This is a genomic window from Vibrio penaeicida (genome assembly GCF_030689305.1).
GTDB classification, from domain to species: Bacteria; Pseudomonadota; Gammaproteobacteria; order Enterobacterales; family Vibrionaceae; genus Vibrio; species Vibrio penaeicida_B.
The window spans coordinates 13,994-37,296 of sequence record NZ_JAUYVM010000006.1 but is presented as its reverse complement, the minus strand read 5'-3'; the positions used below and the strand labels follow the sequence as shown (position 1 = coordinate 37,296).

Genomic DNA, 23,303 nt, shown 5'->3' with positions numbered 1-23,303 from the left:
GCTTTTTGTTTATTGAAGCTTCAGGTTGCGGATGTCGAAGCCATCGTTGTTTTCGTCATATCCAGCCTGAGTGGTGGGTATGATATGCGTACGGTCTTCAAACCGTAACGCGAGCAGCAGACAATTTTGATATTTAGCGTCGTTAAAGGTTTTATCTATTACCCCTTGAGTGACCAAAAGATTGTCGTCGCGTTCAGTTCCTATGGTTTCCCAACGAGTTTCTCGCGTACCGTTAGCCGCTAAACAGTTCAATTTAGCAAGTACATAACCTTGCTCTGCGTAACGTTCGTAGTCCCAGTTGTTTGAAGTGAACTCTTGTAAGGTGACTTGTTTGTTGAAGATAGGACACGCAGAGAGTTTACCGTTGTTTGACATGTTGAACGTGGAAATACCGCCTTTACCCACAGAGTAGAAATGCTTCCAGCTGAAGATGTTTTGAGGGTTGTAGCGTGAAGGCTCATTTGGTGCTCGTTCGCCGGCTTCATCAACTATGAAGTTACCCAACTGAGAATCGATGTTCAGGTTACAGCTAATTTCTGAAGGTACACCGGTGGAGCCGCCATTCAAGCAATTTTGCAGTTCAGCGCTTCCAGCTGGATAAAGAAGTTCGCAAAGCTCTTTATTTGGGTTTTGCTTCGTGACGAATACTTTTACATCTTTCAACATTAGCCCATAAGAGTCAGGTAACCCCTTGTCGCGGAAGACGATGGGTGTATGAAAACGGTCGGCTTTAAAGTGAACGACTGCTTTGTTGAAACCTTTTATAAGGTTAGTGTCGTTCAACTGAATCGGAAATTGGAGGCGATGACCGCTGATTCCAACGCCACCATGTCCGTTCACTGTCGCACTCGTGATTTCTCCACCGACATTGTTAATAAGGTCGCGGTAGTAGTTATTCGCTTGTGAGGTTGGTGTGTAAGCGCGTCTCTGATATTTAAATACCAAGCGATACTCCGCTCCCGGAGTTGTCGGTACAAACGTGCGAATGTTGACTGCGGCTTCATTATTATTGAAGTTGAGTGGGTAGTACGTTCCGCCAACATTTAAGCGACGATTTTTAGGGCAATGTGATGTGTCTGAATCTAGCTCGGCAAGATAGCCACCGCCTTTGTATTGTTGACCGTAAGTTTTAGATGTCCCTACTTCCAACTGAGCTTCACAGTGATGATTGATACGGCGGCGAACTTCTTCTTCACCAATGGTACTTTCCAAATACTGGTATTGGGATTTCCCGAGCACATGGCGCATGGTGCGTTTGGTCCAACGAGGTTCAAACAGTAACGTACTGCCTGATGTGTAAGCTTGCGGGTTACTAGGCGTTAGCTGCTCACCGGAAGGCGTAAAATCGACCAACCCCCAAGTACCGTGTTCTAGCTGGTTTTGATAGGTATTAAATAGTTGGGTGTATTTGTCTAATGTGTCTGCTGCGATAGGGAAAGCTAAGACTGCAGAAGCCAGGCTTAAACTTACCAATGTTTTTTTTATCATGACTCTAATCCTTGTGTTTTTAACAGAAACACTCAGCAATGCAGCCTACCTGAATGCATACCACTGCGATGTTAGGTACTGTCATTTTGCGTCCCGATTTTTCAATCAGTTTGCCCTAAGAGTGGTGATAGATTAGAACAGGCAGAAACGAAAAAAAGGCTAATATAAATAAATTCTTAACTTCGATTTACTGTCTTTCTTTTAAGAATAATAGAGAGTGAAATTCGCCTCCATTCATGTGTTCGTGACATAAAAAATGCCACCAGTAAGCGGTGGCATTTTTGGAAGGTATTACTCGAAGAGGTGTTTAGTTTTCGATACGCATAGCACGCACATCAAAACCATCACTGTTCGCATCGTAACCAGACTGTGATTCTGGAATTAGATGCGTACGGTCAACAAAACGTACTGCAGTAAGTAAACAGTTGTCGTACTTAGTGTCGTTGAACAATTTGTCGATTTTTTTGTTTGTGATTAGGTAGTTGTTCTCTAGCTCCGTTTCAACGACTTCCCAGCGGCTCGCACGGATGCCATTGTCAACACAAGAAAGTTTAACTTTCACTAAGCCTTGCTCAGCCCAACGTTCGTAATCCCAGTTGTTTGCTGTGTACTCGTCCAGTCTTAGACGCTTACCTTTGATAGGACAACCAGAATATTTGCCGTTAGAAGCCATGTTAAAGGTAGTGATACCTTCTCTGCCTACACCGTAGAAGTTTTTAGTGTGTAGGATGCTTAGAGGGTCATAACGCCAAGGTTCACTTGTCGCACGGTAACCTTCTTGGTCTACCACTACGTTACCAAGTGTAGAGTCCACTTCTAGGTTACAGCTGATAACTTCAGGTGCTGGCTCGCCACCGTTCAAACAGTTAAGCAGCTCTTGGCTACCTGCTGGGAATAGCACTTCACAGGTTTCTTTATTTGGATTCACTTTCGTTACATGAGTACGTACCTTGTTCACCAAGATACCGTATGAATCAGGAAGACCTTTGTCTGCAATAGCAACTGCAGTGTGGAAGCGGTCTGCCGTAAATTTAATACGTGCAACGTAGAAACCGTGACCATCGCGGCTAGCGTTCGGAGCGGCTGGTAAGCTTACACGCTGACCATCAAAGCTTGCGTTTGAACCACCATCCAGTTTTGCTGATTCGATGTCGCCACGAACCCATACTGCTACGTCACGGTATGCATTGTTGGAACTATTATGGTAGTTACGTTTAGTGTAACGAATTTCAACTTCGTACTCAGAGCCCGGTGTTGTTGGGATAAATGTACGTAAGTTTACCGTAGAAGCGTTGTTTTTAGGGTAAGACAAGTCGTAACGCTTACCGCTTACATAGATGGCAGGTTTGTGCTTCTGGCAGTGATAAGTATCTGAATCTAACTCTGTCAGATACTGTTTCTTTTGCTCCCACCAAGGAAGTGGGCTGCCGAAGTTATATGTTTTGTGTTTACCTACTTCTGCGCGAGCTTCACATACTTGATCAACAAGACGGCGGATTTCATCTACACCGATGCTGTTGCGAAGTTCATCAAATTGGTTTGAGCCCAGCATTTTTCTAAGTGTGTTCCAAGTCCAGCGGACTTCGAATAAGATGTTTTGATTGCTGGTGGTGTAGGCAGCTTTGTTACTTGGCGAAAGCGTTTGATTTGGTGATAGGTCAACGGTTGCCCAGTAACCCCAAACTTGATTCTTGTAGCTGTTAAAGTCCTGTACGTACTCTTCAGCTTTCGGTTTGTTATTGTCGATTACACTTGCGGGTACAAATGCTTGTGCTTGTGTGGCTGCAAATGCAACTAAGCCTGCAACTAAAAGTTTCAATTTCATTACTCTAAATTCCTTTGTGTTTTCGTCTCGGTAAAAACACTCAGCAATGCAGCCTACCTAAAAGCAAACACCCTAAAAGGTTGTTTAGGTACTGTCATTTTGCGCCCTCATCTCTCAATGAGTTAGCCCTAAGAGTCGCGGTAGAATACATGATCTCCATTCAAAAAAAATGCAGGAAAACAGGTATTCTCATATATGCTACTGATGTCTTACATCAGATATGACTAATTTAGATGATGGGAATTAGCACCGAAGAGAAAAGGAACTGCACAACTCCGGGGTTGGAGGAGATTGAGTCATGCAGTTCAACCTAAGGTACTAGACCCTAAGACTTCTAATTTTCGATACGAAGGTTACGAACGTCATAACCATCACTTGCTGCGGAGTAACCAGGTTGGTCTTCCGGGATAAGGTGCGTTCTGTCTACGAAGCGAATCGCGCGAAGTAAACAAGACTGGTAATCATCATCGTTGAACACTTTATCAACTTTCTTATTGGTGATAAGTAGGTTATCTGGGCGTTCAGTTTCTAATGTTTCCCAGCGTGCTACACGCAAGTTGTTCTCGTCTAAGCATGCTAGTCGTACTTGAATCCAACCTTGCTCTGCAAAGCGAGTGTAATCCCAGTTGTTACCAGTGAACTCTTCTAATCTTAGTGTCTTGCCATAGATTGGACAGCCAGAATATTGACCATTGTTCGCTAGTCTCAAGGTTGAGATGCCACCTTTACCTACGCTGTAGTAGTTTTTCACGTGGAAAAGGTTGTTTGGATCGTAACGCCAAGGTTCGGCTTCAGCTCGGTATCCTGCTTTATTTACTTTGAAGTTACCTAATGTCTCGTCGATTTCTAGGTTACAGCTCAACATATCAGGTGTTTGTTCACCACCAGAGGTGAGACATTTCTTTAGACCGCCGCTGTTGGGTGGGAAGAACAGCTCACAGGTTTCTTTAAAAGGATTAACCTCGGTAACTTCAGTTTGGATTTCATTGATCAATAGACCATACGAGTCTGGGTGACCACTGTCTGCCAATGCAATTGGTGTGTAGAATCGATTTGCTGTGAAGCTAATAGTCGCTACGTTGAATCCATCTTCTTGGTTGGCGTCAGAGATCGAAGGATTGGCTGGCAGGCGTACGCGTTGTCCAGTAAAGGTAATATCGCCAACACCTTGAAGGGATGCTTCTTCAAGCGCTCCACGAACCCAAACATTCATGTTGCGGTACGCTTGTGCTTCCGTGATCCCGAAACGACTATAGTTGTAGTTACGTTTATGATACTTGATGGTCAGTGAGTATTTAGAGCCCGGTGTTGTTGGCATAAAAGTACGCATATTCACAGTAGAAGATTTCTGCGGATATGAAAGAGGGTAAACAACACCGTTTACAGTAATTTTGGGATTGTAACGGTTACAGTGATAGATGTCTGAATCCATCTCAGCTACATAGCCACCGACAGAAGGTGCACCATAATTATATGTTCCCTGTGTTCCCACCTCAATGCGAGCTTCACATTGCGTATCAATAAGCTGGCGAAGCTTTTGAACACCAATTTCCTTTCTTAACGTATTGAATGTTTGTTTACCCAACATGCGGCGCATAGTGTTCCAAGTCCATCGAACCTCAAATTGAAGTTCATCGCTGTCATTAACATATGACGCTTTATCAGAAGGGGTTAGGTCAGGTGTTCCAGGTGTAAAATCCACTGTACCCCAAGAACCTCGATCGGTTTGGTTAGCGAAACCGTTGAAGTTCTGAGTGTAAGTTTCCCCTGATACAGTAAATGTAGATACTGTCGCAAGAGCCAATGTAGAGGCAGTTAAGAGCAATCGCTTAGTCATAACGTCCATTCCTTGTGTTTATAGTTAGTGCGGTGCTTGGCGAAATACCGCTTTTATAGACAATCCACTTAAAACTTTCTCCCCAAGTTCAAAGTGGTAAATTGGCAACCTGCTGTTTGACTGGTTTGCCAATAAGTGTTGGGCAAAAAATAAGCTAAATAGGCAACTTCGCCTACATGATAAAAGTGTTAATTGATGAGGTGGAGGTCAGTCTGGGAGGAGGGTTTTCTGGTACTTTACTGAGCGGTATGAACTATGTAATAAAAATGTCATATATATCTATCTAATTTACTTGATAAATATGAATTGAAAAATTGGCTGTATCAATATCGATACGCTTTCAAGCATTACATACTTTGTTTGAACTAAAATTATAAAAATGTGATTTTTTGTCTTTTTAATGTGATCTTATGTCAGAAATCTACCTTGCTATTGTATTGACATTCGATATTTTCACTCAAGGGAGAAGAATTATTCGCTGAAAATGTCTTCTTGAAGTAACTTGATCTTAATGCGCGACTTAAAAACGGAGCCTTCATTGAATTCATCTTCCTATTGGAACGAAACCCCTGTCTATTTTGCTTGGAAACAAGCGCTGCATAATTGGATAGACCCGCAATCTCCAGAATATCTTTCAGTAGAGAAGCGGGTGGCCGTGTTTGATTTAGATGGCACCATGTGGTGCGAGAAACCGTATTTTGCTGAAATCTTCTTTGTTGTTGATAAGTTAAAAGCGGCATTGCATGAAGATTTGGATGAAACTGTTCGCTCTCAGGTTTCTGATGCGGTAGCGCTGGCTGAAAAACAGCTTGCGGGTTCTGGGGCGGCTTTAATTGATGCCTTTAACCTTGCATACCCTGATTACTCGAACACACAGTTGGAAATGATGAGTGGTGAATGGCTGGATAGGGCACAACATCGGGATTTCTCATGCTCTTATTTGGATCTCGCTTATTTACCCATGAAAGAGTGGATAGATGAACTTCATTCCCAGCAATTCACTTGTTACGTTTGTACCGGCAGTTCTGAACCATTTGTTCGACCATGGATTGAAGCGGTATTCGGTATTCATGCTGATAAGGTATTGGGATCTGAACTGTATGGTAAAAATGGAAACCAACCGATCGCCCTTAATATAAATGAAGAGAAAGTGTGTTCTGTTGAGTCACGTTGTGAAATCGCTCCGGTATTGGTGGTTGGGAACTCGGATGGTGACTTGGAATTATTAGAGTGGGCGTTAAAGAAGAATCCTTCCGCTCAATGTTATGTGGTTGACCATGATGACTCTGAAAGAGAATACCAATACCCGCTAAGCCACTCCATAGAACATTGGCTTGCGCAAGATAACACCCAGTTAACGCGTATTTCTATGAAGAATGATTGGTATCGTGTCTTTACAGACAACCATAAAAAAGTCTAACCTTTGAATCTGAAAATGTGTCCCCACTTATACCTGTACAAACTCGAAATGCAGAGTTCAAAGATCGAATTTCTTAACTAAGAAAGAAGAGTAACGCTCGTTGAGGGGAAGTAAGGTCGCTGAATGGCATACCTTTTCAAGGTAATGGAGTATATAAAGGGGCATGGTGAGTTAACGCGTATTCATCAAATTGAAAAACTTTTAAGGCTACTTTTTACTTCCAAGAGCTACTTTTTATTTCAAAATAATGTTAAAAAGTTTTTTTTCTACAAATGCACGCAAGGGTATCAGTCTTGACAGATTGTGATATACTCTGCGCGCATTTTATATCCTATTAATAGAGTAAGACAATGGCAGATTTATCGAAATACAGAAACATTGGTATTTTCGCGCACGTTGATGCGGGTAAAACCACTACGACTGAGCGTATCCTAAAGCTTACTGGTAAGATCCATAAAACTGGTGAAGTACATGATGGCGAATCTACTACTGACTTCATGGAACAGGAAGCTGAGCGCGGTATTACTATCCAGTCAGCAGCGGTAAGTTGTTTCTGGAATGATCACCGTTTTAACGTTATCGATACTCCGGGACACGTTGACTTTACTGTAGAAGTTTACCGTTCTCTTAAAGTACTTGACGGTGGTATCGGTGTCTTCTGTGGTTCTGGTGGTGTTGAACCACAATCAGAAACTAACTGGCGTTACGCGAACGAATCAGAAGTTGCACGTATCATCTTCGTTAACAAACTAGACCGTATGGGTGCTGACTTCTACCGTGTTGTTAAGCAAACTAAAGATGTACTAGGTGCTAACCCACTAGTTATGGTTCTACCTATCGGTATCGAAGATGACTTCGTTGGTGTTGTAGATCTTCTAACTCGTAAAGCGCACATCTGGGATGATTCTGGTCTTCCAGAAAACTTCGAAATCACTGATGTTCCTGCGGACATGGTTGATAAAGTAGAAGAATACCGTGAGATGCTAGTTGAAACTGCTGTAGAGCAAGACGACGACCTAATGGAAGCGTACATGGAAGGCGAAGAGCCATCTATCGAGCAACTAAAAGCATGTATCCGTAAGGGTACTCGCACGATGGACTTCTTCCCTGCTTACTGTGGTTCTGCATTTAAGAATAAAGGTATGCAACTTGTTCTTGATGCTGTTGTTGACTACCTACCTTCTCCAACAGAAGTTGATCCACAACCTCTAATGAACGAAGAAGGCGAAGAGACAGGCAAGCACGCACTCGTTTCTGCTGATGAAACATTCAAAGCGCTAGCATTCAAAATCATGGATGACCGTTTTGGTGCTCTAACGTTTGTACGTATTTACTCTGGTAAATTGAACAAGGGTGACACCATCCTTAACTCGTACACAGGTAAAACTGAGCGTGTTGGCCGAATGGTTGAGATGCAAGCAGATGACCGTAACGAACTGACTTCAGCTCAAGCTGGTGACATCATCGCTATCGTTGGCATGAAGAACGTACAAACTGGTCACACTCTATGTGATCCTAAAGATCAAGTAACACTTGAGCCAATGGTATTCCCTACTCCAGTAATCTCTATTGCTGTAACGCCAAAAGACAAAGGCGGTTCTGAGAAGATGGGTATCGCTATCGGTAAGATGGTTGCAGAAGATCCATCATTCCAAGTTGAGACTGATGAAGATTCAGGTGAAACAATCCTTAAAGGTATGGGTGAACTTCACCTAGACATTAAGGTTGATATCCTTAAGCGTACTTACGGTGTAGACCTAATCGTTGGTCAACCTCAGGTAGCTTACCGTGAGACTATCACTCAAGAAATCGAAGATAGCTACACGCACAAGAAGCAATCAGGTGGTTCTGGTCAGTTCGGTAAAATCGATTACCGCATCAAACCAGGTGAGCCAAACTCAGGCTTCAAGTTCTCTTCAATAGTTGTTGGTGGTAACGTACCGAAAGAATTCTGGCCTGCAATCGAGAAAGGTTTTGCTGGCATGATGGACAACGGTGTTCTAGCTGGTTTCCCAACTCTAGACGTAGAAGTTGAACTATTTGATGGTGGTTTCCACGCAGTCGATTCATCTGCAGTAGCATTTGAAATCGCAGCGAAAGGTGCATTCCGTCAATCTATGCCTAAAGCGGGTGCACAGCTTCTAGAGCCAATCATGGCTGTAGACGTGTTTACTCCAGATGATCACGTTGGTGACGTAATCGGTGACCTTAACCGTCGTCGCGGTATGATCAAAGATCAACAAGCTGGTGTTACTGGCGTACGTATCAAAGCTGACGTTCCTCTTTCTGAAATGTTCGGTTACATCGGTACTCTACGTACAATGACTTCTGGTCGTGGTCAGTTCTCTATGGAGTTCGCACACTACTCAGCATGTCCACAAAACGTTGCTGAAGAAGTAATCGCTAAAGTTAAAGAAGAGAAAGAGAAGAAGTAATACTTTTCCTCTAATGTAACTTTAAAGCCCCGTCAGCCTTGCTGACGGGGCTTTTGTTTTATGAGGGGCTTTTATGCCATTAGCCTATGTGCTTTATGGGTTATGTTTTACTTTTTCGAACGTAATGGCTTTGTGTAATAGCAGCGTTGAACGTTTGGCTCTCTACCAGTTCAAAGTTGAGTGGCGCACTCAGGTTTCCAAACAAAGGAGAACCACCACCTAGCAGTACAGGAATAGATGTTAAAATCAATTCGTCTATCAGATCTTCCGCTAAGAAATTTTGTATGGTGATTCCACCATCAATATACAAATCGATAAACCCTTTCTCGCTCAAGTCGTTGAGCACGGATTTCAGCTCACCGTTGATAAGAACAATTTTATCCTCGTATCCTTTGGGTACCGAAGTCATGGAGTGGCTCAATACGAAAACGGGTTTACTGTAGGGCCAATCAACGCCAAAGCTCAAAATGGTATCCAGCGTATTTCTTCCCATGATTAGACCGTCAACACGCTCCATCAGAGCTGAAAAGCCCATGTCATTGCCCTCTGGTGTTGAAGCTGAGTGAAGCCAATCGAGGTTGCCTTCTTTGTCTGCAATATACCCATCGAGGCTGGTCGCAATAAAAACGATGTTTGCCATGAGTGATCTCCTTTTTAAGAGGAAAGTAAGTGACTTGGCAAATATGCCAGATTAAATTATTCTACAGCGTAGAATTTATTGTGAAGTTTAAGAGAAAATTGAAATGACTGTCAAGAAGAAGCGAGGGCGTCCAACGGGCAACAAACCTCAATTGAGTTCGGAAACCATCCTTTCTACAGCAAAAGCGTTATTAAAGAGGCAAGGACAATTGCCAAGTATCAGAGGGTTAGCTACTGCCCTCGAGGTAGATGCTATGGCGATTTACCATTACTTTGAAAACAAGAATGCGCTGCTTGAAGCGATCACCACATCGCTTATTGAAGAGATCTACATGCCCACATCAACACTTGAATGGGAGCCGGAATTAAAGGCTTTGTGTGCGAGCTATGTTTCTTTATTGGATACCTATCCTGGTCTATTGGAAACCTTACTAACAATGAGCTCCACCAGCCCAGCGGAGGTATTTTTTGAACGCTTTAAGTTGGTGACACAGCCACTTGAACTTAACGATGAACAAGAAAAGCAGGCATTAGATCTATTGGGGGATTACTTGCATGGCTTTGCGTTAGCGATGAACTGCAATCAGGATAAAGATGCGCTGAATATACAGATGCTTGATGGTGCATTAGCATTTTACTGTGTCGCTCTAAAGAATATTCATCAGAGCGACTAGAGGGAGGAGAACTTAACTCACGTTCTGTGTTTTTTCCCATTCCACTTGAGTGAATAGTCCGTTTCGATGATCGTTAACCCTTCACGACCAAGGCTACAAAACTCTTGCACTTGCTGCTGTATCCAAGTAGCAAATGTTTGGATTTTTTCCCGGTGAAAGTAACCGGAGGGAGCACATAGAAAGTAATTAAATTTGGGCTTTAAGCCAACATCGCCAATTCGTACCAACTTTCCTTCTTGCAGATAACGATAAGCGAGGCTGTGTTTAACCAACGCAACGCCTTGTACCGATAATGCGCCTTCTAAAACGAAATGCGAACCGTCGTACTGAAGGGTGGACTTTCCGGCTTCTATACCAAGCGTTTGCTGCCACAATTGCCAATCCATATCTGGCCACATATCTTCAATTAGATCGGCTTTGCTTAGATCTTCAATAGTGTGGATCTGATGTTCTTTTTGGTAAAGCGGATGGCAAACTGGGTACACCACTTCATCCATGAGCCAAATACTTTCGACGTTTTTGTAATTTCCCGTTCCATAGCGAATGCATAAATCGACACTGGAATCTTGGAAGGTGACCAATTCATTTTTGGGCTCGATAAGTAAAGCAATTTCTGGATGTCTTTCTCTGAAATGGCGAATTCTAGGTACAAGCCAATGTTGAGCAAATGAAGGAAGCGTGGAAATGGATAAGCGATTTGGATCGGGATCTTGGTTTATTTGTCGAATTCCATCCTGTAAATGCGCAAAGCCTTTTTGAGCTTGTCTGAATAACATTTCGCCTTCATGGGTTAAGTGAACTTTCCTATGTTGACGGACAAATAACTCGGTTCCCAGCCAATCTTCAAGCAGCCGAATTTGCTGGCTAACGGCAGCTGCCGTTACAAATAAACGGCTAGCCGCTGCTTTAAAGCTTCCCGATTCCCCAGCAATATAAAAATAGTAAAGTCCTTGAAGCGGCGGCATTTTATCTTTCACTTAAGTTTTCCTTAACTCAATGTCAATTTCTATCGTTTGTCTACGCACTTAAATTGATTAATTATTGATCCCGAAGCTTAAACTAATCAAGGAGGAAATGATGACTGCATCAGCGATTTATTCAGCACGAGTAGTGGTAAGAAAGCCGGCAGGCTTAATCAAGAAAATTTTCTCTGAGATTAAGCGATGGCATCGAAATTACCACACGCGTAAGCAGATGACGGAAATTCCCGCTCACTTGCTTGACGATCTCGGTTTGACGAAAGAACAGGTCTATCACGAAACTCGACGACCGTTTTGGGATTAACTCCAAGTTAGCGACCTTCCTGTATCCCGTTTTGTTGTCGGCGTAGGAGCTAACAAAACGCTTAATGTGTCGCGCACTCAGCATGGTAGTCATGCTGAGTTTTTTCTTTTTTGGCGGCAGTCTTTTTGCTGAAAAAATCATCCCGAAAGGTCAACAGATTCTAAGGCTACGTTCTCTGAAATAGCGGATACTTCGAAATGCATCCAATCTGAGAAGGCTTTGATTCGGTCACGGCGCGGAGAACTAGGGTCGGAATACAAATGAAATTTAAGCCCCGGTGTCATACCAATATCAAAGGGTTTTACAAGCAATCCACGTTCAATGTAATCAGATGCTAAACACTCTGTTGCTAAACAAGCCCCGTGACCTGCAATGACAGCATTCATAGCTAAATCAAAAGTACCTACTTCCATCCATTGAATGAATGATTTTTTCATTTTTACATCTACAAGCTTAAACCAATCTTCCCATGGGAAACATTTCGATTCGTAATGTATTAGCCAACAATTGAGTAGCTGTTTCGGGTCGGTAAAATTAATGGAATTCGCGAGAGCAGGAGAGCAATAGGGAAAAATCGGTTCTTCCAGCAACATGTCTTTAATCAAGCCTTCAGAATTTTCCATATCATCGCCTTGCCAAACCGCCACATCGATGTTTCCGTGGCGAAGATCTAAATCGTCACAAGTAGTGATTACTCTGATAGGAATGTTGGGGTGAAGCATGGAAAATTTCCACAAACGAGGCAGCAACCAGCGAGAGGCAAATGAAGGTGGGGCACTCACCGACAATACACCGTCGATGGGTTCGTTGGTTATTTGATTTAAACCTTTCAATATATGCTCAAAGCCACGAGATACTTGCCCGAAAAGCGTTTTTCCTTTTTCCGTCAATGCCATTTCTCGACCTTGGCGTATAAACAATTTACACCCCAACGCCTCTTCCAATTGGCGTATTTTCTGACTTACTGCTGCTTGGCTAACAAATAGCTCTTCTGCTGCTTTGCTGTAGCTGCTTAAGCGCGCTGCTGTTTCAAAATACCGGAGCCCTGATAAGTGGCGTAGTCTTGAGTCCATAACTTCTACTTATATTATTTGTAAGTAATCGTCGTTCGATTATTGCCTGTTTGAATCTCATAATAACGACAAATGATAAGAAGTAACAAGCGGAACATGAGGAGATACATTATGAGAATTGCACTTAATTGGGGTTTTGATTTTGAGATTTCATTTCCTAACTATCAGTTTTCTTGGGGTTTTGGTGAAAAAAGAAAAAATAGACGCTCAGTGAAAGAAAAGGAACATTACTCGGAGATTTCCGACATGTCTAAGCATCTTCAAAAAGATGTCGGTGTTGAAGTAACCCCAACAACCAATCGGGACTATGTACGATTTCTATAAGCCGGGGTTATTTTTTAATGTGTAGAAAATAAGGGGGAACGACCACAATTGATATTTTCTAGCGCCTAAATAACGAACAGTATCGAGTGACAAGAAAGAAAAAGGGAACCATTTGGCTCCCCGAGTTAATCAATGCGATGGGTTAATCAATACAATGGGTCGGCGTTACTCTTCCCAAACGATAAGCTTGCCTTTTGGCCAGTTTGCACCGACATCGTGATATTTCTTTTCCAGTATATGGCGTTTAATTTTAAGCGTAGGAGTGAGAATGCCATTCTCAATGCTCCAAGGTTCTTTTACCATGAGCACGCCTTTAATCTGTTCATGAGATTCTAGCGTCTGATTCATGCGCTCGATGACTTTGGCGGCACGTTTTTCATAGCGAGCTGGATCGAAATTAGGATAGGCATGAGGTATCGCAAGTAATATTGGAGCTGGCAACCCTGAACCTATCAAGCACATCATTTCTACTTTGCTGTACTCAAACAACTTTTTCTCAATAGGTACAGGAGCGACAAATTTCCCTTTGGCCGTTTTAAAGGTGTCTTTCTTTCTACCTTGAATGGTTAAATAACCATCGCTATCAATAGAGCCAATATCGCCAGTGTGCAGCCAGCCGTCTTCATTAAACGATTCTTTGGTGGCTTCATCATTGTTGTAGTACCCCGCAAACAAACCTTGGCTGCGCACGAGAATCTCTTCATCTTCAGCAAGTTTCAGTTCTACGCCAGGCCCTGCATTGCCCACTGTACCAATTTTATCTGCTTTAAATGGGTAGTTTAGCGTGCTGTATGCAAAGGATTCGGTCATGCCCCAAGCTTCGGTAATGTTCAAACCAACGGAACGATACCATTCCAGAAGTGCAGGGGAGACAGGTGCCGAACCACAACCCAATATTCGAGCTTCATTCAGTCCTAGCCCATCTGCCAATTTCTTTTTGATGAGTGAGTTAATGAATGGGATTTTCAGCAATATATTCAGTTTTCTCTGAGGTAATTTTTCTTGAATCCGCTGTTGGAAGACCGTCCATAAACGTGGAACGGAAATAAACAGTGTCGGTCTTTGCATCTTCACATCTTCAATAAAGGTATCCAAAGACTCTGGGAATGCGGTCATAACACCTTCGCGAATCGATGTACCAAATATATAGACGCGTTCCGTTATATGGGCGAGAGGAAGATAGGACATCAATCGATCGTTACCATCACTATCTACGCCTAAGTGCTCAATCAATTTCTGGCTAGACCAATTGAATGCGCCGTAGGTTAACATTGCGCCTTTTGGTAAGCCCGACGTACCTGAGGTGTATACGATAGACATCAGTTTGTCGTCGTAATGTTCGGGCCTTAGTTCGCTGGGAGCTTGATTCTCGATCAGTGTCGTGAACTCATATTGGCAAGCTGGTGCGGAGTCGTAAGGTAGCGAAATGGTGATCAAGTCGCTTAGCTTATTCATGACTTCGGTTGTTGCGGCAGAGTCATCTAACTTGCCTGCAATAAGCGCTTTACTGCCACTGTGCGTTATACAGTGTTCTATCGTGTCACTACCTGCTGTTGGGAAAATAGGAACACTTATGTAGTCTCCCAGCATCAAGGCAAGATCAGTGATAAACCATTCCGCACAGTTTTTAGAGATCAGCGCTATTTTATCTCCGGGCTCTAAACCCAAAGATTGCAATGCGGAAACCAGCTTAAGTGCTTTATCGGCAACATCAGCGTAGGTGAATTCTACAAATTGTCGGTTAATGATCTGTTTGAGATAAACCTCATTCGGGCGTTCTTGTGCCCATTTCAAGATCAGTTCATTCGGAGGTGTGAGAGAGCATTTCGCGTTATGTGTCGTTTGAGGCTGAACCATCAGGTGACTCCATGTCTTTTTTTATAATGAATTGTAATTGTTATCATGATGTTAAACTAGTCGTTAAGTATAGCCTCGGTCAACCGTAGTATTCAAATTTTGCGAGGTCTTGAGATCGTCTACTCACTTGATGATGTTAGAACAACTTGAGTGCCGAAAGGCCGATGGGGAAATGATGTTAACCATTTCAAAAAGGTAGAAATGAGGTCATAATTTTCCATTCTATAGCCAAATTTCTTTTTGAATCATTACATTATTTATCGCCGATTTTTTGTTCTTATATCGTGCTTATCTTTGTTTGAAGATCTAACTATATCCAACTAGCCTTATAGATGAGAGACAGTTCTCTGGCAGATAATTGGAGTGAAGTATGGGTTCAGCAATTATACATCTCATCAGGATCTGTACTGGCAAGGTGATAAAAAACCAATCCGGCGTTACTGCAATCGAATACGCGATCATTGGCGTGGCATTATCGGCAATTGTGATCGCGATATTTGACAATGATTTACAGGTATTCCTTTCAGAAGCGATCATTTCTATTTCTGAAGGTGGATCTTCATCTTACTCGGAATAAATGTGTGGTGACTGATTCATTCGTTTACTCGAGCAGTAATGGTTTACTTGTGGTTTTACATCGCTTCAATATTGTTTTGTTCACTAGCGAGAATCGGTTTTTCATGTCGTTAATTGGACAACATCCATTGTTATATAAACATGAAGTTCAATAAGTTTAATGGACACAAAAAATAGCTTATTTCTATATGTTCCTCTCTTTTTTCTGGTTTCAGCCGTCAGCGTTGCTTCGCATCTAGATCGTCGTTCAAACGGTCTTGTTATTCATTGTGATGCGCCAGTGATTGAATATCACCAAACCATTGGGCTGGGGAAAGGAACAACAGGCAAATATGTAAATCAAAATTTGGACTCGTCATTTATTCATGCACAACCCCATTTTGATGCTAAAGCAAAGCCAATCAATCAGTGGCTTATTGCCGATATTCAAAACTTGGGTGTCGATAAAAAATGTGCAGAATATTTGGTGTCTCGTGGCGAAGTTTCGGTAGCGAGAGAACCCGACTTATTAGCGTATGTAACGTTTACTTTTAAGAAAGATGAGTTGACTCAAGAATCGATGTGGGTATTGGATTATATCGCTAAATCCGTTACGCAAAGCTACTCGTCCTTACAACTTGAAAAGCGAGCCGACCAAAGCGGTAATCACCTATCGTTGTCGATAAGGTTATCCGACGAGATCGAAGCATACCTTGCTCTATATAATATCAATCCTAATACCTTAAACTTGTCGGAAAGACATTAAGGCAAAGGCTCAATGATGAATCACACCTTCACGCGGATCGTGCTCCGGGTGCTGTTCAAGAACTTGGGTAATGTAGCCTTGATGATCTCGAAGTACGTTAACGCAATTGCCGTCCAGTTTTCCATCCGCCACCATTTTCTCTAACTCAAGAAGCGCCGATGTCACACACCAAGCTTGGGCATATGGACGGTGGCTGGTTAACGCATCAAATATATTCGCGACGGCAACAATCCTTGCTGAAACAGGAATGTCACTATGGCCAGCCCCGTTAGGGTAACCACTGCCGTCCAGAAACTCATGGTGATAAGCCATAATATCTTTGAGTACTTGAATACACGGGTGTTTAGGAGAACCCAAATTCTGGAGGATTTTATTGATAATGATTAAGCCTTTATCAACGTGGCTTTCCATGACTTTTCTTTCTTGTGCATTGAGCGTAATTGGCTTGAGCAACAAGGTTTCGGGTAAAGCAACTTTGCCAATGTCATGGAGGCGAGAAAACAAATGAATATGCTCGATGGTTTCATCATCTAGCTCGTATAACTCGGATACTTCTAACGCAATCAATTTGGCGTAAAGGCTTACTCGCAAAATGTGTTCATCAGAATCGCTCTGCGCACCGGGGTATATGTCTCGCGTCAATTCAGCGGAAGTTAAAATGGAATGCACCAAGGAATATTCCGAGTTTATGGTGAAGTTGATTTGTTCACAAAAAGGCATTAACTCATTTTGCACTTGTGGGCTAAAAACATGGCTTTGGTGAGAATTGAAGTTAATAAACCCAATGAATTGATTGTGGTGGTATGTCGGAACGGTAAATGAAGAAAGATAGCCTTGCTCAATTAACCATCGTGAATGGTGTCGATTGGAATTGACCGTAGTCGCAATGTCATTGATGACCCGATAAAGATTTTTATTGGCACATTCTTGAAGGGATCGACATTCCGAAAAAGGGTATTCATGGTGGCTTAATGTATTTCCATCCGTATCGCTTTCAGCGTAGGTGCGAAGGAGATCCAAATGCGCGTCGTATAAGGTAAATGAGATCCGATCCACTTGAGGCACTTTATCTTTTATTTGATGGTGAACGTGCTCAAGATGTTGGTTTAAAGATGCCATTTGACTCGGAAAAGAATGGAACGACTGACGCTGCCGAATAAACATAACCACGATCCTCTATGTCTAAAGCCTTGAGTGCGAATTTTTATTAATAAATGTGCACTTAAGATAAGTGAATATCTAACGATCAAGTCTAGTCAAGGAAACGATCTTTTGCAGAAAAAATGCTCAATAAATTAGCTATTAAAGAAAGTGAAAAAACCGAGCGGATCAAGCTCGGTTTTATCTTAAATTTAGACAAGCCTTAAGCCATTAATTGACCAAGAAATATGCCAGCGGCAATGAAAAATGCCACAAGAGCAACGATGGGAAGTTTGCGTTGTTTCAAAAAATAAAAACCGGCCAAAACTACAGCCATATCTGCCCCCGTTAATACACCACTGGTAAAAACAGGCTGATAGAGAGCTGCTAATAAAAGGCCGACTACCGATGCGTTTACACCTGCGACAGCCCCCGCTAATTTGGGTTTGCTTGCCAACGCTTGCCAGTTATTTAATACCGCCAATAACAGTAAGAAACCCGGAAGAAAGACGGCTATGGTTGCCAGTAATGCGCCAACAACAGGAGACGTGGGTAAAAGCTCGTAACCGATGTAAGTAGCAAAAGTAAACATAGGACCCGGCACGGCTTGAGCTGCGGCATAACCAGTAAGAAATGCATCTTGGCTGATTTGTTCACCGACAATATTTTGCAACAAGGGCAGTACCACATGACCGCCGCCAAATACTAAGCTACCTGCTTGGAAAAAGTCACTGAACAGTTGGAGCTCTTTCATTAAATTACCCGCGATAGGTAAACCCATTAAGAGAACAACAAACGCAATGAGAGGCATCCAGTTGATTTGTATTGGATGGGAAGTGTCGTTTGCTTTCGGTTGCCCTTTCAAAAAGGCTTGCCCTATAAGAGCGGCAACCACTAAAACCATCATCTGCGTATACAGGTTAGGAAATAACAGAAGTGCCATAGCCGTTGCAACACACAAGGCAATAGTTATTTTATGTAGGCAGAAATTCCGATACATGCCGATCGTCGCATCGGCAACCACAACAACAGCGAGCAACTTCAGTCCGTGAATGACATTTTGGAAGAGGCTGGAATCCGTGAGTTGGCTACTGAGAATAGCCAGCCCCAACATCAGAAGAATAGAAGGCAAAGTAAAGCCTAAAAAAGCCGCCGTTGCCCCCGTAATTCCTCCTTTGCGATAACCGATCGCAAAGCCCACTTGGCTAGAACCTGGTCCAGGTAAGAATTGGCTGAGTGCAACAATCTGAGCGTATTCTTCTTCACTTAGCCATTTGAGCTTTTCAACAAAGGTATTTCGAAAGTACCCAATATGCGCTGCTGGGCCTCCAAAGCTTACCCAACCAAGCAGGAAAAAGGTTTTAAAAATCGAGAACATCTACCAAGTCCAATTTAAATACAGTGGTTATTGGTAGAAAGACTACTGGCACAACATAAATGATTCAAATTGATAGTTTTAATATAGAATATGAATGAAATGGGTTTGGGTTTTAGTTTGGGTTTTAGTTTGGTTTTGGTTGAAAGTAATAGTGAGGCAGGGAGTGAGGTATGCGTCTCGACATTAATTGGAAAAGCATCGATTTAAATCTTTTGGTGGCATTTTCTGCCTTGTTTGAAACTCAGAGTGTGAGTGCTGCTGCCAAACAGTTGCATGTGAGTCAATCGGCGATGAGCCACAGCTTGGCTAGATTACGAGTGTTGTTGGATGACCCGTTATTTGAGAGACGCGGCCATATCATGTTGCCGACCGAAAGAGCACTCTCATTAGCCTCTACCGTCGAGAGCATATTAGATAAAGTCACCGGAGAGCTGCTGTCTCCCAAAGTCTTTTTACCCAAAGACTATAAAGGTGTGTGCCGAATAGGTTTAACGGACTACGCAGAGTTTATTTTTGCACCTGTATTGTTTGATGTTATCTCCAGACAGGCACCTGAAAGCCAGATATGTTTTGTTAACGTCAACCGAAGCAACTATGTTCGATTGGTTGAAGAGCAAAAGCTGGATGTGGTTGTGGGAAGCTTTCCTGATCTGGATGCGAGATTTCAAGGTGAGCACCTATATGATGAAGAACATGTGTGCCTTTTTGATGAGTCTCTGTTTGGCAAGGTCAAAGTGCTAAAACTGGAGCAATATCTGTCAATTGACCATGCGCTAGTCAGCCCGGGCGGCGAACTGGTCACCGGTATCGATAAACATCTGGAACAGATGGATGAATCCCGTCAGGTACGTGTAGCTGCGGGGAATTTCCTGACTATTCGGCAATTACTTTGTCAGCGAAAGCTGCTTGCCATTGTGCCCAAGCGAATGGCACAAATTGAAGGCTTTGATGACCAACTGGTGATGACTAAGTCGCCCATTGATGTGAACGACTTTGCTATATCTTTGATTTGGCCATCACGCCAGCACACCAGAGACAAAAATATATGGCTCCGCGAATTGGTAAAAGAAGAAATCAAATAGTCTTTACTCTATTACTTTGCGAGTGCAATTTCCTCTATCTTTTTTGCAAAGTTCTTATCGAAAGGTATCTCGAAGCATTTTGTTAAGTTGGTATCAACGTCAGCTTTGTACTTGGCGCTAGATTCGTAACTTTTTACGAGTTCGTGTACACGCACAAATTTTTCTGGGTCTAGAGTACTTTTTTCAACAATTCCAGCTGACAGGGTTCTAAGATCTTCAGTTTCATACCCCATACTTTTCATGTAGTTAAACAGGCAGTTTACATGGGCAAAGTTTAACAATTGCTTGTGCTCTAGTCCTGCGTAGGAAGGAGCGCATACAAGCAGTGCTGTAGATAGGAGCGACAACATTAATGCTTTGCCTTTCTTCATTTACGGAGCCTCCCAAAATAAAATTCTATGAGCAGATGAATCGTAGCTAGCGTAGACGCAATCTTCCCCATCCCAAAGATCAGCATGTCCAGTGGCGTCATCCCATCCGTTAACTTCAAATATAATAATACCTTTTTTCCCTGATATTTCTTTTTTATATTCACTTGGGATATAGGTGCTGGGAGAACCATATTTTTCAGTTAGGTATTTGATTAAAATTTTCACACGAAAAATGTGCCAATTCTTGTTTTTGCCAGAAGAGACTTGAGCTTCCATTCTTCCATTTGGACCTACAGCTTTGTAGTATGGGATTTTGTGTCTCCCCCCTGAGCCATTTAGAGCTTTAGAAATTCTAGTAGCACAAGCATTTTTAAAAACACCAATTTCGTAATTTAAGGCTACTTTCCCACCAATCTGCGTAAAAACAGTAGCAGCAGGTAGGTTTGGAAAGTTTCGATTTAAGGTTTCCCAGTTTGGTAGTGCATAGTGTCTAAGTCCCAATAAAAACTATGTGGATAATTGTTTATTGAATAACAATATTCAACTTGTTTACTAGTGATTTAGATGCACCATTAGTTTAATGCTGAAATGAATGTAATTGAGAGTGTTGTTTTTATTTCATTAAGCTATTTGTAACGAATATGAGGTAACAATTTGATAAGCGATTTAAACTCCATTCCCGTTTTCTTAGCATTGATGCAAACCCATTCAACTCAACGCGCTGCGCTAAAGATCGGTCGCTCTCAATCTTACGTGTCTAAAGTATTGGCACAGCTTAGAGATGAGTTGGGTGACCCATTGTTTGTTCGTGGTAGTGATGGGCTGACTCCCACGTCTTACGCGTGCGAAGTCGAACCCAAACTCAAAGCAGCGCTAGAACAAGTACAGCAAGCCCTTCACCCTGAAGAGTTTAAGCCAAGTAAACTGGAAAACATCTCGTTGCATTTGGTCGAGCCGTATTTAGTGGCGTGTGGTACAGAATTGATCAAAGCGATTAGGGAAGAAACCCAAGCCGTCATCGAATTAAGAACTTGGCAACAAACCAGTGAGTCTCTTATTTTAGAAGAAGGTGTCGACCTTGGCGTTCATATTCTTAGCGACAAATCTCAGCACTTCTACCAGAAAAAATTGCATAAAGGTGCGGGTTTTATCGATGGTAACCCTAGCGGAGAATATGTGAAGTTTTTGGTTTCGGGCATCAATGAATATACGCACCATTTTCATGCAATAGACCCATCAATAGAGCCAACGATTCAGATCGATAACTATGAGTTAATGAACCGCTTAATGGAAGATTGCTACACCATTCGCTACGCGCCTTTTTCTGGGCAACAAAATGTGACGCCAATTGAGCTGGATGTGGCCATCATCGTTAAAGCTTCTCAGCGCAACAATCCTAAAACTCAATGGTTAATGGCGCTGGTGGAACATGTCTTAGAGCAGAAAGCTCAAAGCTGGATGGAGAAATAGCGCAGCCAATTTATAGGAGACTGCGCTTTCGATAAATCAACCAATATTTACATGGCAGAGAAGTACGCTTTGTAGGATTTTAACCTCACCGTCGCGGCACCAATGATGTCCATAAAACCGAGCATTTCATGTGGCTTGGTCGCTGATATCCAACCAGAACCGGTTGCGCCAATGGGAACGTTGTAGCCCTGAGGTTCTTCAAATTCGATGATGACAGTTCGCCCATGTGTCCCTGCATTGTTATTGACGTGTTGGCGTACGTGTTGTGTGCCATTCACCACAGATACTCTCGCTTCCCCTGTTCCTGCCGTAACACTATGAACACGCCCTCTGAATATTTCACCGGGGTATGCATCCACATAAAATTCAGCAAATTGACCAGCCTTAATATTGCGATAGGTTTGATCCGCAATACGCATTTCCACAAACTTTTTCGACGTGTTGTATAAATGCATGTTACCAACACGGGTGCCTTCAGCAAGGTTAGCAATCGACACCTGTCCATCAAAAGGTGCGCGAACCTCTCGGCGATCATTTTGCCATTCGGCTGTCGCGATCTGTGCTTCAATCGATTTGATTTGAGCAAACACTGCCGCCACTTTTGCGTTGTTAGCATCGATTCGTGTTTTGGTATCGTCTCTATGCGATTCTTGGGCAAAATCGTCCAGCTTTTCCAATCGACGTAATGTTTTCTCATCGTTGGTGATCTGATGTTTTAAGGCAACAATTTCCGCTTCTGCTGCTAACTTTTGTGCCTGTAGCCCTTTGACTTGTGAATCCGTATCTTCTGACTTCAATACGTAAATCAAATCGCCTTCACGGACGTGTTGGTTGTGGCTTACCAGCACTTGTTCCACCTCCTGACCAACGAGAGGGCTCAGTACTGCATGAGGGGCTTTTACTGTTGTACTGTCGGTAAGGTCTGCAGGTGACCAAAAGCGATGAGCGGTAAATAACATAAAGGCGATAAAAGCGCCTAGCCCCACCATCACAACCGCGTTTTTAAGCGTCCAAGCCACTACTTTTAGCCTGACCAAAATCCAACAGATCAGAATGTAAGGGAGCATAATCTCTTTCATGATGACTCCTTAGTGCCTTTGGTTATGTGAAGACCTTTACGAATGATGTTGGAGAGCGAGTCTGAAACAATGTCCCAACGAGTAAAGGCAATAATGATAGCGAGTACCCACCATGCTTTATCAATAAACAATCCACACAGAGAAAGCGCAAACACAATTTGGGTATGAGCGGACGACATTTTTTGTGCTTTATGAACCGCGACTTCGTGTAACTGCCACAATAAATACAACACATACACAATCACACTAATGGTGACGCAGAAGATGACACCCATAAAAAATTCAGAATCGAGCAATACCAATATACTGGGGTAACCATCCACAAAGTAAGTTTCTGGCAATTCCGTACCATGTATCGTGCTTAATTTCGAAAATGCCAGAGACGCGAAATACAAAGTGCCTAAGCCGATTGCGGTTTTTATTAATGTTGCTAGCGCGGTTTTTATGGTTTTGCAGAGCGCTGATGCTTTGGCATTTCTAAAGCTAAGTGTTGGTATTGCTTTCCATGAAAAAGAGTTTGATGGCGTTCCTTGCCTCGTATTCGAGTGGTGTCGAGACATTGTGATTGACCTGTTGTTACGCTTTGGAATGAGCGTAACAACGGTG

Annotated in this window: 22 protein-coding genes and 2 riboswitches; of the genes, 9 read left to right on the top strand and 13 right to left on the bottom strand. The window is 42.7% G+C overall.

Translation table 11 applies throughout. The annotated features are described in order from the left end of the window. Nucleotides 1-9: 9 nt before the first annotated feature. The 3 genes from Q8W40_RS11335 to Q8W40_RS11325 all read right to left on the bottom strand — a co-directional run bounded on the left by Q8W40_RS11335 (nucleotide 10) and on the right by Q8W40_RS11325 (nucleotide 5,150). On the bottom strand, nucleotides 10-1,488 hold the full coding sequence (locus Q8W40_RS11335) for a hypothetical protein (protein ID WP_305397249.1): 1,479 nt from the start codon (nucleotides 1,486-1,488) through the stop codon (nucleotides 10-12). 31 nt (nucleotides 1,489-1,519) lie between these two features. Beyond that, nucleotides 1,520-1,613: riboswitch (cyclic di-GMP riboswitch) on the bottom strand. A gap of 182 nt (nucleotides 1,614-1,795) precedes the next feature. Then, complete coding sequence (locus tag Q8W40_RS11330) at nucleotides 1,796-3,313, bottom strand: hypothetical protein (protein WP_305397248.1); 1,518 nt, start codon at nucleotides 3,311-3,313, stop codon at nucleotides 1,796-1,798. 39 nt (nucleotides 3,314-3,352) lie between these two features. Beyond that, nucleotides 3,353-3,451: riboswitch (cyclic di-GMP riboswitch) on the bottom strand. A 196-nt stretch (nucleotides 3,452-3,647) separates the two neighbouring features. Beyond that, nucleotides 3,648-5,150 carry a hypothetical protein gene (locus tag Q8W40_RS11325; RefSeq protein WP_305397247.1) on the bottom strand — a complete coding sequence of 501 codons (1,503 nt, stop codon included), beginning with the start codon at nucleotides 5,148-5,150 and terminating at the stop codon, nucleotides 3,648-3,650. 538 nt (nucleotides 5,151-5,688) lie between these two features. Here Q8W40_RS11325 and Q8W40_RS11320 point away from each other — a divergent pair. Next, the gene (locus Q8W40_RS11320; RefSeq protein WP_305397246.1) at nucleotides 5,689-6,570 is read left to right on the top strand and encodes an HAD family hydrolase; all 882 of its coding nucleotides are present in this window, start codon (nucleotides 5,689-5,691) and stop codon (nucleotides 6,568-6,570) included. A gap of 350 nt (nucleotides 6,571-6,920) precedes the next feature. Further along, entirely contained in the window at nucleotides 6,921-9,005 is a 2,085-nt protein-coding gene (gene fusA, locus Q8W40_RS11315; protein WP_101113196.1) for an elongation factor G, read from the top strand. 100 nt (nucleotides 9,006-9,105) lie between these two features. On the opposite strand, the gene Q8W40_RS11310 is transcribed toward fusA, so the two are convergent. Then, entirely contained in the window at nucleotides 9,106-9,645 is a 540-nt protein-coding gene (locus Q8W40_RS11310) for a dihydrofolate reductase family protein (protein WP_305397245.1), read from the bottom strand. Between the two features lie 103 nt (nucleotides 9,646-9,748). Here Q8W40_RS11310 and Q8W40_RS11305 point away from each other — a divergent pair, with 103 nt between their 5' ends. Further along, nucleotides 9,749-10,318, top strand: coding sequence for a TetR/AcrR family transcriptional regulator (locus tag Q8W40_RS11305; protein WP_305397244.1), 570 nt, complete (start codon nucleotides 9,749-9,751; stop codon nucleotides 10,316-10,318). A 17-nt stretch (nucleotides 10,319-10,335) separates the two neighbouring features. Here the strand turns inward: Q8W40_RS11305 and Q8W40_RS11300 are convergent, their stop codons facing one another. Beyond that, on the bottom strand, nucleotides 10,336-11,283 hold the full coding sequence (locus tag Q8W40_RS11300) for a LysR substrate-binding domain-containing protein (RefSeq protein ID WP_370693385.1): 948 nt from the start codon (nucleotides 11,281-11,283) through the stop codon (nucleotides 10,336-10,338). 109 nt (nucleotides 11,284-11,392) lie between these two features. Between Q8W40_RS11300 and Q8W40_RS11295 the strand changes: the two genes are divergently transcribed. Next, entirely contained in the window at nucleotides 11,393-11,602 is a 210-nt protein-coding gene (locus tag Q8W40_RS11295; RefSeq protein ID WP_370693381.1) for a DUF1127 domain-containing protein, read from the top strand. 137 nt (nucleotides 11,603-11,739) lie between these two features. On the opposite strand, the gene Q8W40_RS11290 is transcribed toward Q8W40_RS11295, so the two are convergent. After that, complete coding sequence (locus tag Q8W40_RS11290) at nucleotides 11,740-12,675, bottom strand: LysR substrate-binding domain-containing protein (RefSeq protein ID WP_305397242.1); 936 nt, start codon at nucleotides 12,673-12,675, stop codon at nucleotides 11,740-11,742. A gap of 111 nt (nucleotides 12,676-12,786) precedes the next feature. Between Q8W40_RS11290 and Q8W40_RS11285 the strand changes: the two genes are divergently transcribed. After that, nucleotides 12,787-12,999 carry a hypothetical protein gene (locus Q8W40_RS11285; protein ID WP_305397241.1) on the top strand — a complete coding sequence of 71 codons (213 nt, stop codon included), beginning with the start codon at nucleotides 12,787-12,789 and terminating at the stop codon, nucleotides 12,997-12,999. Between the two features lie 165 nt (nucleotides 13,000-13,164). Here Q8W40_RS11285 and Q8W40_RS11280 read toward each other — a convergent pair whose 3' ends face one another. Next, a complete protein-coding gene (locus Q8W40_RS11280) occupies nucleotides 13,165-14,856 on the bottom strand; it encodes an AMP-binding protein (RefSeq protein ID WP_305397240.1) in 1,692 nt (563 codons plus the stop codon). Between the two features lie 370 nt (nucleotides 14,857-15,226). Between Q8W40_RS11280 and Q8W40_RS11275 the strand changes: the two genes are divergently transcribed. Next, nucleotides 15,227-15,433: a Flp family type IVb pilin gene (locus Q8W40_RS11275; RefSeq protein WP_101113188.1), complete on the top strand. Its 207-nt coding sequence runs from the start codon at nucleotides 15,227-15,229 to the stop codon at nucleotides 15,431-15,433. A 159-nt stretch (nucleotides 15,434-15,592) separates the two neighbouring features. After that, nucleotides 15,593-16,177, top strand: a complete 585-nt coding sequence (locus Q8W40_RS11270; protein ID WP_305397238.1) for a hypothetical protein — start codon at nucleotides 15,593-15,595, stop codon at nucleotides 16,175-16,177. A gap of 9 nt (nucleotides 16,178-16,186) precedes the next feature. Here Q8W40_RS11270 and Q8W40_RS11265 read toward each other — a convergent pair whose 3' ends face one another. Together Q8W40_RS11265 and chrA are read right to left on the bottom strand one after the other, a co-directional pair. Further along, nucleotides 16,187-17,341 (bottom strand): HD domain-containing phosphohydrolase, encoded by a 1,155-nt coding sequence (locus Q8W40_RS11265; protein WP_305397237.1) that lies wholly within the window; start codon nucleotides 17,339-17,341, stop codon nucleotides 16,187-16,189. Between the two features lie 199 nt (nucleotides 17,342-17,540). Beyond that, nucleotides 17,541-18,695 (bottom strand): chromate efflux transporter, encoded by a 1,155-nt coding sequence (gene chrA, locus Q8W40_RS11260; RefSeq protein WP_305397236.1) that lies wholly within the window; start codon nucleotides 18,693-18,695, stop codon nucleotides 17,541-17,543. A gap of 170 nt (nucleotides 18,696-18,865) precedes the next feature. On the opposite strand from chrA, the gene Q8W40_RS11255 reads away from it, so the two are divergent. Beyond that, complete coding sequence (locus Q8W40_RS11255) at nucleotides 18,866-19,777, top strand: LysR family transcriptional regulator (protein WP_305397235.1); 912 nt, start codon at nucleotides 18,866-18,868, stop codon at nucleotides 19,775-19,777. Between the two features lie 11 nt (nucleotides 19,778-19,788). Here the strand turns inward: Q8W40_RS11255 and Q8W40_RS11250 are convergent, their stop codons facing one another. After that, nucleotides 19,789-20,148 carry a hypothetical protein gene (locus Q8W40_RS11250; RefSeq protein WP_101113183.1) on the bottom strand — a complete coding sequence of 120 codons (360 nt, stop codon included), beginning with the start codon at nucleotides 20,146-20,148 and terminating at the stop codon, nucleotides 19,789-19,791. After that, entirely contained in the window at nucleotides 20,149-20,649 is a 501-nt protein-coding gene (locus Q8W40_RS11245) for a type VI secretion system amidase effector protein Tae4 (protein WP_305397234.1), read from the bottom strand. It abuts the gene before it with no gap. Nucleotides 20,650-20,805: 156 nt separating this feature from the next. On the opposite strand from Q8W40_RS11245, the gene Q8W40_RS11240 reads away from it, so the two are divergent. Continuing rightward, a complete protein-coding gene (locus Q8W40_RS11240) occupies nucleotides 20,806-21,618 on the top strand; it encodes a LysR family transcriptional regulator (protein WP_305397469.1) in 813 nt (270 codons plus the stop codon). Between the two features lie 47 nt (nucleotides 21,619-21,665). On the opposite strand, the gene Q8W40_RS11235 is transcribed toward Q8W40_RS11240, so the two are convergent. Beyond that, nucleotides 21,666-22,697, bottom strand: coding sequence for an HlyD family secretion protein (locus tag Q8W40_RS11235; protein WP_305397233.1), 1,032 nt, complete (start codon nucleotides 22,695-22,697; stop codon nucleotides 21,666-21,668). Further along, nucleotides 22,694-23,257, bottom strand: a complete 564-nt coding sequence (locus Q8W40_RS11230) for a magnesium transporter (protein WP_305397232.1) — start codon at nucleotides 23,255-23,257, stop codon at nucleotides 22,694-22,696. The genes Q8W40_RS11235 and Q8W40_RS11230 overlap by 4 nt, the downstream gene beginning before the upstream one ends. Between the last annotated feature and the right edge of the window lie 46 nt (nucleotides 23,258-23,303).

Excerpts from the sequence above, each read along its gene's own strand:
- Q8W40_RS11335 (WP_305397249.1), bottom strand. The coding sequence starts at position 1,488 with ATGATAAAAAAAACATTGGTAAGTTTAAGCCTGGCTTCTGCAGTCTTA.
- Q8W40_RS11330 (WP_305397248.1), bottom strand. The coding sequence starts at position 3,313 with ATGAAATTGAAACTTTTAGTTGCAGGCTTAGTTGCATTTGCAGCCACA.
- Q8W40_RS11325 (WP_305397247.1), bottom strand. The coding sequence starts at position 5,150 with ATGACTAAGCGATTGCTCTTAACTGCCTCTACATTGGCTCTTGCGACA.
- fusA (WP_101113196.1), top strand. The coding sequence starts at position 6,921 with ATGGCAGATTTATCGAAATACAGAAACATTGGTATTTTCGCGCACGTT.
- Q8W40_RS11310 (WP_305397245.1), bottom strand. The coding sequence starts at position 9,645 with ATGGCAAACATCGTTTTTATTGCGACCAGCCTCGATGGGTATATTGCA.
- Q8W40_RS11305 (WP_305397244.1), top strand. The coding sequence starts at position 9,749 with ATGACTGTCAAGAAGAAGCGAGGGCGTCCAACGGGCAACAAACCTCAA.
- Q8W40_RS11300 (WP_370693385.1), bottom strand. The coding sequence starts at position 11,283 with ATGCCGCCGCTTCAAGGACTTTACTATTTTTATATTGCTGGGGAATCG.
- Q8W40_RS11295 (WP_370693381.1), top strand. The coding sequence starts at position 11,393 with ATGATGACTGCATCAGCGATTTATTCAGCACGAGTAGTGGTAAGAAAG.
- Q8W40_RS11290 (WP_305397242.1), bottom strand. The coding sequence starts at position 12,675 with ATGGACTCAAGACTACGCCACTTATCAGGGCTCCGGTATTTTGAAACA.
- Q8W40_RS11285 (WP_305397241.1), top strand. The coding sequence starts at position 12,787 with ATGAGAATTGCACTTAATTGGGGTTTTGATTTTGAGATTTCATTTCCT.
- Q8W40_RS11280 (WP_305397240.1), bottom strand. The coding sequence starts at position 14,856 with ATGGTTCAGCCTCAAACGACACATAACGCGAAATGCTCTCTCACACCT.
- Q8W40_RS11275 (WP_101113188.1), top strand. The coding sequence starts at position 15,227 with ATGGGTTCAGCAATTATACATCTCATCAGGATCTGTACTGGCAAGGTG.
- Q8W40_RS11270 (WP_305397238.1), top strand. The coding sequence starts at position 15,593 with ATGGACACAAAAAATAGCTTATTTCTATATGTTCCTCTCTTTTTTCTG.
- Q8W40_RS11265 (WP_305397237.1), bottom strand. The coding sequence starts at position 17,341 with ATGTTTATTCGGCAGCGTCAGTCGTTCCATTCTTTTCCGAGTCAAATG.
- chrA (WP_305397236.1), bottom strand. The coding sequence starts at position 18,695 with ATGTTCTCGATTTTTAAAACCTTTTTCCTGCTTGGTTGGGTAAGCTTT.
- Q8W40_RS11255 (WP_305397235.1), top strand. The coding sequence starts at position 18,866 with ATGCGTCTCGACATTAATTGGAAAAGCATCGATTTAAATCTTTTGGTG.
- Q8W40_RS11250 (WP_101113183.1), bottom strand. The coding sequence starts at position 20,148 with ATGAAGAAAGGCAAAGCATTAATGTTGTCGCTCCTATCTACAGCACTG.
- Q8W40_RS11235 (WP_305397233.1), bottom strand. The coding sequence starts at position 22,697 with ATGAAAGAGATTATGCTCCCTTACATTCTGATCTGTTGGATTTTGGTC.
- Q8W40_RS11230 (WP_305397232.1), bottom strand. The coding sequence starts at position 23,257 with ATGTCTCGACACCACTCGAATACGAGGCAAGGAACGCCATCAAACTCT.